11 protein-coding genes are annotated in these 13,055 nt (G+C 34.9%); 3 read left to right on the top strand and 8 right to left on the bottom strand.

The window, feature by feature from the left end:
* Positions 1 to 256: 256 nt before the first annotated feature.
* The 5 genes from JOD29_RS00465 to JOD29_RS00445 form a co-directional block, all read right to left on the bottom strand.
* The gene (locus JOD29_RS00465) at positions 257 to 1,219 is read right to left on the bottom strand and encodes an acetyl-CoA carboxylase carboxyltransferase subunit alpha (RefSeq protein ID WP_124762469.1); all 963 of its coding nucleotides are present in this window, start codon (positions 1,217 to 1,219) and stop codon (positions 257 to 259) included.
* On the bottom strand, positions 1,212 to 2,084 hold the full coding sequence (gene accD / locus JOD29_RS00460; RefSeq protein WP_124762471.1) for an acetyl-CoA carboxylase, carboxyltransferase subunit beta: 873 nt from the start codon (positions 2,082 to 2,084) through the stop codon (positions 1,212 to 1,214). The genes JOD29_RS00465 and accD overlap by 8 nt, the downstream gene beginning before the upstream one ends.
* 144 nt (positions 2,085 to 2,228) lie before the next feature.
* Positions 2,229 to 2,876: a FadR/GntR family transcriptional regulator gene (locus tag JOD29_RS00455; protein WP_124762473.1), complete on the bottom strand. Its 648-nt coding sequence runs from the start codon at positions 2,874 to 2,876 to the stop codon at positions 2,229 to 2,231.
* Positions 2,877 to 3,053: 177 nt separating this feature from the next.
* A complete protein-coding gene (gene dnaE / locus JOD29_RS00450) occupies positions 3,054 to 6,140 on the bottom strand; it encodes a DNA polymerase III subunit alpha (protein WP_124762475.1) in 3,087 nt (1,028 codons plus the stop codon).
* 17 nt (positions 6,141 to 6,157) lie between these two features.
* Complete coding sequence (locus tag JOD29_RS00445; RefSeq protein WP_124762477.1) at positions 6,158 to 7,102, bottom strand: DHH family phosphoesterase; 945 nt, start codon at positions 7,100 to 7,102, stop codon at positions 6,158 to 6,160.
* Positions 7,103 to 7,210: 108 nt separating this feature from the next.
* On the opposite strand from JOD29_RS00445, the gene JOD29_RS00440 reads away from it, so the two are divergent.
* Entirely contained in the window at positions 7,211 to 7,516 is a 306-nt protein-coding gene (locus tag JOD29_RS00440; RefSeq protein WP_124762479.1) for a YtpI family protein, read from the top strand.
* Between the two features lie 140 nt (positions 7,517 to 7,656).
* Here the strand turns inward: JOD29_RS00440 and JOD29_RS00435 are convergent, their stop codons facing one another.
* Together JOD29_RS00435 and JOD29_RS00430 are read right to left on the bottom strand one after the other, a co-directional pair.
* Positions 7,657 to 8,964, bottom strand: coding sequence for a DRTGG domain-containing protein (locus JOD29_RS00435; RefSeq protein WP_124762683.1), 1,308 nt, complete (start codon positions 8,962 to 8,964; stop codon positions 7,657 to 7,659).
* Between the two features lie 181 nt (positions 8,965 to 9,145).
* A complete protein-coding gene (locus JOD29_RS00430; protein ID WP_124762481.1) occupies positions 9,146 to 9,826 on the bottom strand; it encodes a metal-dependent hydrolase in 681 nt (226 codons plus the stop codon).
* A 124-nt stretch (positions 9,827 to 9,950) separates the two neighbouring features.
* Between JOD29_RS00430 and JOD29_RS00425 the strand changes: the two genes are divergently transcribed.
* Positions 9,951 to 11,039 carry a M24 family metallopeptidase gene (locus JOD29_RS00425; RefSeq protein ID WP_124762483.1) on the top strand — a complete coding sequence of 363 codons (1,089 nt, stop codon included), beginning with the start codon at positions 9,951 to 9,953 and terminating at the stop codon, positions 11,037 to 11,039.
* A 45-nt stretch (positions 11,040 to 11,084) separates the two neighbouring features.
* Here the strand turns inward: JOD29_RS00425 and ald are convergent, their stop codons facing one another.
* Positions 11,085 to 12,200, bottom strand: a complete 1,116-nt coding sequence (ald, locus tag JOD29_RS00420; protein ID WP_124762485.1) for an alanine dehydrogenase — start codon at positions 12,198 to 12,200, stop codon at positions 11,085 to 11,087.
* Positions 12,201 to 12,435: 235 nt separating this feature from the next.
* Between ald and JOD29_RS00415 the strand changes: the two genes are divergently transcribed.
* Complete coding sequence (locus tag JOD29_RS00415; RefSeq protein WP_124762487.1) at positions 12,436 to 12,891, top strand: universal stress protein; 456 nt, start codon at positions 12,436 to 12,438, stop codon at positions 12,889 to 12,891.
* Positions 12,892 to 13,055: the final 164 nt, after the last annotated feature.

Below are 13,055 nucleotides of genomic sequence, written 5' to 3'. Positions count from 1 at the left end.
CTGTACCATCCTCTACTATTCACATTACCATGAATAACCAGTCATTGTAAGTATTACACACAAGTAAATACATTATCTTAACAAAAAAATATTGATTCATTTTTTGTCATGAAGTTATTGCTTTTAACCAATTTTAATAATCAATTATTTACAAATAAAATGTCAAATCTAATGCAGTTAAAACCACAAAGCCTTATAAAGAAATTAATCGAAAAAACCGTCTACATTATGAAATGAGACGGTTTGATCTATATTATTAGACTTCTAACTCTAAAAACTCACCAATTGCTCTATACTTGTTATAACGATCATCTATTAGTTCTTTTTCTGTTAATGACGTTAATGATTCAAATGATTCTGTAATACATTTTTTGATTGATAAAGCTTGTGCTTTAATATCCTTATGTGCACCACCAGCAATTTCCGGAATAATACCATCAATAATTCCCATTGATTTTAAATCATAAGAAGTAATTTTCATTGCTTCTGCAGCCTGTTTGGCAAGAGTAGCGTCTTTCCATAAAATTGATGCTGCTCCCTCCGGTGAAATAACAGAGTATGTTGAGTTTTCAAGCATATAGATGCGATTTGATACGCCTAACCCTAATGCTCCACCACTACCACCTTCACCGATTACAATACTTATAACTGGAACTTTTAAACCTGCCATTTCAAAAAGGTTATTAGCAATGGCTTCACTTTGGCCACGTTCTTCAGCAGCTTTCCCTGGATATGCTCCCTTTGTATCTATAAAACAAAGAATAGGACGTCCAAATTTTTCTGCCTGTTTCATTAGACGTAAAGCTTTACGATACCCTTCCGGATGAGGCATACCGAAGTTGCGTCGGATATTTTCCTTTGTTGTTTTTCCGCGCTGATGCCCAATTACCGTAATTGGTTTATCATCAAAAAAGGCAATCCCACCAATAATTGCATGATCATCACCGTAGTAACGATCACCATGTAATTCAATAAAATCAGTAAATAACTCTTGGATATAATCCAATGAAGTTGGACGTTCTGGATGTCTAGCTACTTGCACACGATCCCAAGGCTCCATATTGGAATAAATTTTTTCCTCAAGTTGACGTAGTCTATTTTCTAAAGTTTCGATTTCATCTGACATATTAACATCTGCATTGTTAGCAATTTCTTTTAACTCAGCAATTTTTTCGCGGAGCTTCACAATCGGTTCTTCAAACGTCATTGATTTAGACATTTTTTACTCCTCCTTTACCATGAAGCTTAACAATTGTCGCGATTTTTTCACGCATTTCTTTTCTATGGAAAATAGCATCTAATTGGCCATGTTCTAGTAAAAATTCTGCCGTTTGGAAATCCTCTGGTAATTTTTCACGCACAGTTTGTTCAATTACTCGTCTTCCTGCAAACCCAATTAAACTTTTTGGTTCTGCAATATTTAAATCTCCTAATGAAGCAAAACTTGCAGAAACACCACCAGTTGTAGGATGAGTCATAACGGAAATAAATAATTGTCCGTGCTCACTATGACGTTTTAATGCAACGCTTGTCTTAGCCATCTGCATTAAAGAAAGAACTCCTTCTTGCATTCGGGCACCACCACTTGCGGTAAAGATAATGAAGGGCACTTGGTACTCTGTCGCTTTTTCAATAGCTCTTGTTATTTTTTCACCAACTACTGACCCCATGGAACCCATTCTGAAGAAAGAGTCCATAACAGCTACTACAACTTGTTCTCCTTTTAAACTACCGATTCCAGTTAGTACTGCCTCATTTAAACCTGTCTTGATTTGATCTACTTCAATTTTTTCGACATATGAAGGGAACTTTAAAGGGTTCACCGTTTGTAAATGATCATCTAATGATTCAAAAGTATCTTCATCAAGGAAACAAGCAATTCTTTCAGCAGATGTCATTTTCATATGATGGTCACAGTTAGGACAAACCTTTAAGTTATTTTCTAGTTCCTTTGTTAGATGAATTTTTTTACATTCTGGACACTTTGTCATTAAATCTGCTGGGAAAGAATTTTCTTTATCTCGATTCACAATGGCACCTTTTGTTTTTTTGCGATTTATGTTTAATAAATTTCTAATTGCCACAATTTTTCCCCCTAAAAATAAATATTAATCAAATTCGTCTTAGCGTATTTGATACTGTCGCACGGCCAATACCTTTGCACACAGAATATTTCAGCTAGCTTGATACATTTTTTTATACATCGCATGTCACCGAAGAAAAAACTTCTAATTTTCTTCACTTCGTAAATAGTCAATCCAATTTTCGTAAGCTTCAAGTGCTCCCTTTACATATCCAAGTTGTATAGATTTCAAGAGCATTTGAAGAGTTAATTTTTCTTTAGATGTGGTGATTTTTTTTAATGGTTTAGCACTATATGCAGCGAGTTGTAGCCATATTTTCAAGGCTAAACGATTTCCTGATGCTATGATTAATTCTCTTAAAATATGATTTCGAACAACATCATTTCCTACTTCTATTTTGTAAAATAGACTTTCCCAAACAGGTAAAGCTCTTAAGTCTTTGTCGGAACAGATAATTCGAATGGCTTCTTTTTCATACATTCGTCTTGTCTTATGCACCTCTTCTATGGATTGATCTGATTGCAATATAAAAGAGGCTAATATTTCTACTAATTGATGGTGTTGCATAGAGGCAAGAAAAGTTCCTCCACCATGCTTCGTTTCAATAAGCCCTAATAATTCCAGACTTCTTAATGCTTCACGTACCGAGGAACGTCCTACATTTAACCTTTCGGATAGCACTCGTTCTGAAGGTAACTTTTCGCCTGGTTGAATATGTTCCGATTTAATTAATTCCCTTAACTGCTTAACAATCTCTAAAAATACTTTTTTATTTTCCTGTTTAGATTCCATGATTACCTCGCAGTAAAATAGCCTCAAAACAAAGAAAGATATTCTAATGCTATTATTCATTTTCATATTACAAAAGTGGTCTGACCACTTTTGTTAAGCATACATAATTACATAATTTTTGTAAAGAAAAAACTGTACAAAACGCACAGTTTTTACTTCAAATCCTATAATATTTTGTTAAATCAGTTTCATAGACTTTACTTTTATTTGTGATTTTCCAAATCTAAAATCTACGCTTCCCTCTACATATACAATTTTCTCTTCTTTAATCCAGCCGAGTACTTCATTATATTCTTTAGGAAAGAGTGTTGCTGAAACAATACCGTATTCATCTTGTAGTTCTACAAAGGCCATTAATTCACCTTTTTTTGTTCGTATTTGCCTTATTCCCTCAATCATACCGACTAGTTTTATAATGGAATTGGGTCTTAACTGTTGGATTGTTTGGATGTTACTATTTACATTGCCCCATTTTTTTCGTACCATTTCAACCGGGTGTTCGGATAAGTAAAATCCAAGCACTTCTTTTTCAAATTGAAGCTTAATTTTTTGAGGAATTGGCTCTGCATCAATATATTTTGGTTTACCAAAAATAAAATGATTTGATGAAAATAAATCTTCTTCATCATTTGGTCTCACTATTTTTGCATGTTTTTCCGCTGCATCAATGCTTGCAAGTAACGTAGCTCGATCTTTCCCAAAATCATCTAATGCCCCAGATTTAATAAGCGGTTCTATGAATTTACGGTTAAAATGAATCGCACTTAAAGAAACCGCCAATTCGAACAAATCCTCAAATGGGTTCTGTCTTGTATCACGAAGAGTCATTAATCTTTGTATGAAGACTTGGGAAACACCTTTTATAGTAGAAAGACTAAAGCGAATCTTTCCGTTTTCCACCTTAAATGGACGAATACTTTTATGAATTGAAGGCCTTAATAATTCAATACCTTTCCCTTTCGCCTCTGAAATGATTTGAAAGAGTTTATCTTGATTTCCAATTGCATTAGTCATTAAAGCGCTGTAAAAATTTACTGGATAATTGGCTTTCAAATAAGCCATTTGATAAGAAATCATACTGTATGCTACTGCATGACTTTTAGGAAAACCATAATCAGCAAATCGTACAATTAATTCATAAACATCTTCAGCGCTCTTTTGTGGATATCCTTGCTGTATTGCTCCTTTGACAAACGACGTTCTTTGTTCTTCTAACACTTCACGCTTCTTTTTACTTACTGCTCTTCTCAACAAATCTGCCTGACCAATCGTAAATCCAGCAAATAGGTTCGCGATTTTCATAATTTGCTCTTGATAAACGATTACCCCATAAGTTTCTTTTAGAATTGGTTCTAACACAGAATGTGGCATCACGACCGGTTCTTGTCCATGCTTTCTTCTTGCATATACCGAAATAAAGTCCATCGGTCCTGGTCGGTAAAGTGCATTCACTGCAACAATATCTAAAAAATTTGTTGGGATGATTTCCTTAAGAGCTTTTTTCATCCCCTCGGATTCAAGCTGGAAGATTCCAGTTGTATCTCCCTGTTGCAACAACATATATGTTTTTTCATCATTTAATGGAATTTGATTTAAATCAATTTTTACCCGATGAGAATAATAAATTGATTTTCTAATTTGTTCCAAGATGGTTAAATTACGCAATCCTAAAAAGTCCATCTTTAATAATCCAGATTGTTCAATTTCCTGCATAGGCCACTGAGTTAAATAGATTCCATCATGTCCTTCTTGTATAGGTACTACATCCACAAGTGGCATTGGACTCAATACTACACCAGCTGCATGAGTTGAAGAATTTCTAGGGAGCCCTTCTAATTTTAGAGCTGTTTCAAACCATCGACGTCGAATTTCTTCTCCTTCTACCCATTTGCGAAGATCTTCAGAAGAATTATAGGCTTCTTGTAATGTAATACCCAATCGGTTAGGAATTAACCTTGATATCATTTCTAAAGTTTCTTGTTCAAAATTAAACATCCGCGCAACGTCTCTCGCAACAGCTTTTGCAGAAAGAGTACCAAATGTAATAATTTGAGCAACATATTGCTGACCGTATTTTTCAGCAACATATTGAATAACTTTTTGTCTTTTCGTATCGACAAAATCAATATCAATATCGGGTAAAGTAATCCGCTCTGGATTTAAAAATCGTTCAAATAACAATCCATATTTCAGCGGATCCACTTGAGTGATCTGTAAACAATATGCGACGAGCGAACTGGCTGATGACCCACGTCCAGGTCCAGTTAAAATATTCTCTTTACGAGCAAATCTCATAAAATCCGCAACGATTAAAAAATAATCAGCATAGCCCATCGACGTAATGATTTGTATCTCATATTGTAAGCGTTCAATATAATTCCGTTCAGGAGTTTCAGTTTGTAACCGCTCCTTCAAACCAGAGATTGCAGCTCTAGTTAGAACCTCGTCCGCCGATTCTCCATCTTTAAGAGGAAATTTTGGCATAAAGTGTCGATTAAAACTAATGTCTACACGACAGTTTAAAAGTAACTGTTTACTAACTTCTAACCATTGAAGTTGATCGGAATACCAATTCAATAGTTCCTCTTTGGTTGGGAGATATTGCTGAAACATTTGTTTACTTTCGACTTTTTCACTCAATTTCACACCTGTATCTATTGAGCGTAAAACTTCATATGCAAAGTAATCATTTTGATTCACGAATAAGCTTTCATGCATCGCCATGATCGGTGCTTGTAAATGACGACTTAAATGCATGGCATTTTCTTCGAAAGTTGACTTTAATCCACCTGGACGTGATATGCCAATTACAAAGTTAGATTGAAATAATTGTGCAACTTGCCTTGCTTGCTGTTCATAATTCTGATTAAACCAAATTGAATCGTCGTCCATTGCTGGTAAGCTACAAATACACCCCTTTGAGTACCCTACTAACCAACGCCATGGTAGTTGCTCATCCTTCCTAATGGCAATAGCACTACTAATTTTAAGTATATTTTTATATCCCTCATTAGTTTTCGCATACAAGACTAGTGGTAAAGAAATCTCTTCTTCAAATAGTACACGCACTCTAAGCCCGACGACTGGATGAATCCCTGCATTTTTCATACCATGCCAAAAAGGCAAAAGCCCATACAATTTTGTATTAACAATTGCACATGCTTCTGCCTTCTGTTGTTGTAAAAATGGGATGAGCTCTTCAATACGAATTGTACTTTGTAATAAATCTGCACTAGTTCGTATTTGTGTATATACGATTGACAAACTTCATCCCTCCATACTTATTTATATAATCGACAAATTTCTTTTAAATCTTCTATGACTTGATCTGCCTCTTCCCAAGAATATGCAGTAGCACCCGAAGCTAATGGATGTCCTCCTCCGTGATACTTCTTGGCTAATTCATTAATAACAGGACCTTTGGAGCGTATACGCACACGAATCTGATCTGTTTCTTCTATTAGTATCACCCAAGCACAAACACCTTTTATTTCACTCAACGACCCTACTAGTAAAGAAGTCTCAGACGGTGTTACTTTAAATTTCTCAAGGACCTCTTTTGTTAATTTAATATATGCAGCTCCATATTGGTCCATTTTGAAATTTTCATAGATATAGCCTTGTAGATGTAAAAGATTAGGCTCTCTCTCATACATCCCATTAAACAATTCATTCCTGTTAAAGTTATAGCGAATTAATTGTCCAGCAATTTCAAAAGTTCTAAATGTAGCACTTGGATATATAAACCTACCTGTATCTCCTACAATTCCTGCGAACAATAATCTTGCACCAGCATCTGGAAGTTTCCAATTTTTATATTCTCGACCTTCCTCATAGAGTTCAAAGATCATTTCACTAACTGAACTCGCATCAGTATTTACCCATAGTAAATCTCCGTATGCATCATCATTTGGGTGATGATCAATTTTAATGAGGAAATCCCCTTTTATGTATCGCTCATCAGCAATTCGTTCGGTATTTGCAGTATCAACAACGATTACTAGTGCGCCAACATATTCATCATCTTTGATTTCATCAGGACATGCTAAAAAAGTTAGGGAATCATCATGTTCTCCTACTGCAAACACCCTTTTATTTGGATAATTCATTTCAATAATCTGTTTTAATCCAATTTGAGAACCATAAGCATCTGGATCCGGTCGAACATGTCGGTGAAGGATAATTGTATCATACTGCTCAATTTTGTCGATGATTTGTCTTTTCATGTGTTATTCCTCCTGATCTATATATTTTTTGTAATGTATGTTAGCATTTTTGTCTGAAAATAGTTACAATAATGTCAGCATTTACTGGAGTGTTTATGGGAGGTTACTATGTTAAATATTATCTTTATTATTTTAATTGTACTATCTTTCGTTGCTTATCTCTTTTATAAGACGAAACAATTTCGAGTCAATTTACCAATTCGAAAAAAGTGGTATAAAGCAAAGGCAGGTATCGCATTAGGTATTTTCGTTATAGCATTTGGCATAAATACAAGCATTGTGTACCCAACAGCTGTTGGATATGCGATTACAGTCATCTTTGTTATTATAGGTTTTATGGAAGCATATGCTAGTTTTAAACGTGCTAGCCACGAAGGTAAGTTTGTAAAGGAAGAATACGAACTTAATAAATAAGAAAAAAGGTACCGTCTCAAAACTTTTGAGACGGCTTTTTCTTTTGAATTTCAATGTTTGTCTCAGCCTATATAAGTTATTCAAACTATCAACTCAAAAAGGATTAAGTAAATTAAAGTATTAAGGTTCACAGAGGTTCTCTATCGTTCTAAAAGTTGGAACATCATCATTGCTTTACCAACAAGCGTTGAACCATTATAAACATCAAAATCCATTTTCACAAACTTTCGACTCATGTCCAAAATATGTGGAATTACAGTTAATATACTTTCCATTTGTACAGGCTTAATAAAGTAAATAGTCATATTTTCTGCTACAGCGTCTCCACGTTTTTTTCTTTTTAACGCAATTGAACCCACTTCAGAAAGCAATGTTGTAAAGGCACCATAGGAGATTGCCCCGAATTGATTTGTCATTTGTGGAGTGACGGTAAACTCCACAACTAAATCTTCTTCACCCAAAATTTTCATTTCATTTTTTACTATATCGTCAATTGTTTCTCCGTGTTGTGGTTGACGTTGAGCGTGCTGTAACGCCTTTAAAACGTCTTGACGACTAATAACCCCTTGTAATACGGAATCGTCATTTACAATTGGTAATAGATCTATACCTTCCCAGATCATTCGGTGACCGGCAGATGCAACACTTGTTTTCATTGAAGTAGAAATAGGATGTTTCGTCATTACTTTTTCTATCGGTTCTACTCCGTCTTTACCTATTACATCCTTTGCTGTAATCATCCCAATTAATTTATTGTTATTGGTAACAACGGGAAATGCTCCGTGGGTTGTCCTTGTATTTAATTGATGGAAATCATTAATTGTTTGTTCCTTTCTTAACATGGCCGTATCTTCAATTGGAACATAAATATCTTCAATTAGAAGGATATCTTTTTTAATTAACTGGTCATAAATCGCACGGTTAATCATTGTTGCAACTGTAAAAGTATCATAACTTGAAGAAATAATCGGGAGTTCTAATTCATCAGCCAGATGCTTATTTTCTTCTGTCGTATCAAATCCACCTGTAATTAGAACTGCTGCTCCTTCTTTTAAGGCTTGTTCATGAGCCTTGAAACGGTTCCCTACTATTAGTAAGCTTCCTGCATCTGTATAACGCATCATGTCTTCAACTTGCATTGCTCCAATTACAAATTTATTTAACGATTTATGCAAGCCGGACTTTCCGCCTAATACTTGACCATCAACAATGTTTACAATTTCTGCAAAGGTTAATCGTTCGATATTTTCTTTTTTCTTTTTCTCAATACGAATCGTTCCTACTCGTTCAATAGAACTCACTAATCGACGGTTTTCAGCTTCTTTAATCGCTCGATATGCAGTACCTTCACTTACTTGCATTTCCTTTGCGATTTGTCGAACTGAAATTTTGTCGCCAACAGGGAGAGATTCTATATATTGCAAAATTTTCTCATGTTTTGTTGACACTATATCACCTTGTTTCGTCATTCATTTCTTCCAATAGTGTAACATATTTCAAGTATGTATAGAATTAAATACCTATCATTAAACTTCCCTATGTAAAAATGTTATTAAAAATTTGACGAATATAAAAAAGTAGATTGAAATGGACTGTCTAGCCCTTCTTCAACCTACTCTTAAGCAAATGCTAAAGTACTACTTTATCACCACTATTTAATATTTGGACGTTGCTAGTCTTCACTAATTCCGCAAAAGTATTTGGATCTTGTTTAATTACTGGAAACGTATTGTAATGAATCGGTACTACGTTTTTAGGTTTTAGTAATGACACTGCGTAAGCTGCGTCTTCTGGACCCATTGTAAAATTATCTCCTATTGGTAGAAATGCAACATCAATTGGGTGACGTTCTCCAATTAATTTCATATCTCCGAATAATGCAGTATCTCCCGCATGATAAATCGTTACTCCTTCTGCAAAGAAAAGGATTCCACCAGGATTACCTGCATCAATAATTTCACCATTCTCAGTCTCATATACTGAGCCATGGAAAGCTAATGTGTATTTAACTTTCCCAAAAGGAAAACCAAAGGCTCCTCCAATCCCCATATTATGAACATTAACTCCTTGAGTGGCTAAATAGTTAGCTAGTTCATTTGGTGCGACAACTAGTGAATTATTTGCTTTTGCTAATTCAATCGTGTCTCCAACATGGTCGTTATGTCCATGAGTAAGTAAAATCACATCTGGTTTTTCTTCTTCAACTTTTAAATCAGTCAAGCTATTACCACGAATAAAAGGGTCAATAATTATATTTGTTCCATTAGTTTTAATCTTTACGATTGAGTGTCCATGATATGAAATTTCCATTTTTAATTGTTCCTCCTTCAATTACGCTTAATTATTCTTTCTCTTTTGAAAGGCTTTTTTCCTTCTATTTGATATACTATTAAAGCCTTTAACTAATACCACATTTGAAAGAGAGGAATATATGATGGCTAAATTACAACAACTCCAAAATTACCTACAAGAACAAAATATTGATGCCGCCTTTGTTACAACACCAGATAATGTTTTTTATTTTTCAGGATTTAAAAGTAATCCTCATGAACGATTACTTGGTGTAATGGTATTTAAAGAGGCTGAGCCTTTCTTAATTTGCCCCAAAATGGAAGTACCTGATGCGATTAGCGCTGGATGGAATTATGAAGCAGTTGGTCATTTAGATACTGATAATGCTTGGGAAGTATTATCAAACGCTATAAAAAGTCGTGGCGTTCACCTTTCAAGTATTGCAATTGAAAAATCTCATTTAACAGTTGAACGTCTTGAAGCACTTCAACAATTTTACCCACAAGCCAATTTTGTCCGCCTTGATCATAAAATAAACGATTTACGTGTAATAAAAGACCAGGCTGAACTTGAAAAAATGCGTGAAGCCGCACGTTTAGCAGATTTTGCAATTGAAGTTGGATGCAAAGAGATTACTGAAGGAAAAACAGAAATGGAAATTCTGACAGCTATTGAAAATGCCATCAGACAAAAGGGTTACTCTATGTCATTTGAAACAATGGTACTTTCTGGACCTAAGGCTGCGTCCCCTCACGGAACTCCTGGGGATCGAAAAATACAAAAAGGTGATTTCATCCTTTTTGATTTAGGGGTGATTTACGAAGGATATTGCTCTGATATAACTCGTACAGTAGCATTTGGAGAACCAACTAATGAACAGATAGCGATTTATGAAGCTGTTCGTAACGCAAATGAAAGGGCTATTGCTGCTGTTAAACCTGGAATCCGCGCAATGGACTTAGATAAAATTGCACGAGATACGATTGCAGATGCAGGCTATGGCGAATATTTTACACATCGCTTAGGACATGGTTTAGGTATCTCTGTACATGAATTTCCTTCTGTAACTGGAACAAATGAAATGGTACTCTCACCAGGAATGGTCTTCACTATTGAACCGGGTATTTACAATACAGAGATTGCTGGTGTTCGTATAGAAGATGATGTAGTCGTAACAGCTGATGGCGTCGAAGTATTAACAAAATTCACAAAAGAATTAGTAATATTGTAATAATAAAGCTGTTGGTAGAAGAGATCCTTCACCAACAGCTTCTTTTTAATGCAAGATTGTATCAACAGGTACATATTCTCGGCCTTGGTCATCTGCTACTGCTTTATATACGACATGTCCTTCTAATGTATTAATACCTTTTTTCAATGCTTCATTTTCAATACAAGCTTGCTTATACCCCTTGTTTGCAATTAGTAATGCGTAAGGCACTGTATTATTTGTTAAGGCGATAGTTGATGTACGTGGTACAGCACCTGGCATATTTGCAACCGCATAATGAACAACACCATGTTTAATATAAGTTGGGTCATCGTGAGTTGTTACACGGTCTGTTGTTTCAAAGATTCCGCCTTGGTCAATCGCAATATCAATAATTACTGAACCAGGACGCATTGATTTTACCATCTCTTCAGTTACCAATTTCGGTGCTTTAGCGCCAGGAATTAATACAGAACCAATTACTAGATCAGAGTCTTTCACTGATTCTGCAATATTAAATGGATTCGACATTAACGTTTGTATTTGATGTCCAAAAATATCTTCTAATTGGCGTAGACGTTCTGGATTTAAATCTAATATTGTTACATTTGCACCCATTCCAACTGCTACTTTTGCTGCGTTAGTACCTGCTACTCCACCGCCAACGATTGTTACTTTTCCTCGCCCAACACCAGGTACACCACCCAATAATATCCCTTTACCACCATTCACTTTTTCTAAGTACTGAGCTCCAATTTGAACGGACATTTTTCCTGCAACTTCACTCATTGGTGTTAAAAGTGGCAGAGAACGATTTGATAATTGAACCGTTTCATAAGCAATTCCAACAACCTTTTTATCTAATAAATGCTGAGTTAACTCTAACTCAGGCGCTAAATGCAAATATGTGAATAAAATTAATCCTTCATAGAAATATTGATACTCACTTTCAACTGGCTCTTTAACTTTCATAACCATTTCTTGTGCCCATGCTTCTTTAGCATTATCAACAATTGTTGCACCTGCATTTATATAGTCTTCATCAGTAAAAGAGGAGCCTAAGCCTGCCCCGGCTTCAATAAACAGTTGATGTCCAGCGTTAACTAAAGTCACCACTCCAGCAGGTGTCATAGCAACTCGATTTTCGTTGTTTTTTATTTCTTTAGGTACCCCAATTTTCATGATTTCCCTCTCCCCTGTTGTCTATATATAGAAAATTCTAATAACAATACTATTCTAACAATTTTATACAAAAAAAGTAAATAACAATTTCCTATATTCGACAATTTATGACTCATATACAGCTGTTAAAATTTGTTCAAAAGTTTGTGAACAAATTACATATTTTTCTTGTGAATCACTTAGCGGAATCTTCCATTTGTTATAATTAGACCACAAAGTAAAGGAGGAAATGATTATGACTAATCATTATAAAAGTATCATAGTAGCAGTAGATGGTTCTAAAGAGGCTGAATATGCATTTAAAAAATCTATCGAAGTGGCACAACGTAATAAAGATGCTAAATTGAATTTAGTAAACGTAATTGATACTCGCTCTTTTGCAGCAATTGAAGCTTATGATCGTTCAATCGCTGAACGCGCTCAAAAATACTCCGAAGAACTATTAGACGGTTATAAAAAACAGGCTGAAGATGCTGGCATCAGCAATGTGAATATTGTTATCGAATACGGTTCACCTAAAACAATTATTACAAAAGAACTTTCAAAAATTGTAGATGCTGATTTAATTGTTTGTGGTGCTACAGGCTTAAATGCAGTAGAACGTTTCCTTATTGGTTCTGTATCAGAAGCAATTGTTCGTTCATCTAAATGTGATGTACTAGTAGTACGTACTCCTGCAGTTGAAGAATAATAAAAATATATTAGCTGATTTATTTTAACTAAAAATTGAATAACTGAATAATATTAAAAATCAGAGAGTTTCGTACTCTCTGATTTTTTACGTTTTGTCATATGTGCGTTATAATTAAACATCAATTTGTAATAATTTCATGATAGATTGTATGACGTAAATAT

Origin of the sequence: Lysinibacillus composti, assembly GCF_016908465.1 — a bacterium.
Lineage (GTDB): Bacteria > Bacillota > Bacilli > Bacillales_A > Planococcaceae > Ureibacillus > Ureibacillus composti_A.
The sequence above is the reverse complement of the archived record's forward strand: the minus strand, read 5'-3'. Positions and strand labels throughout refer to the sequence as shown.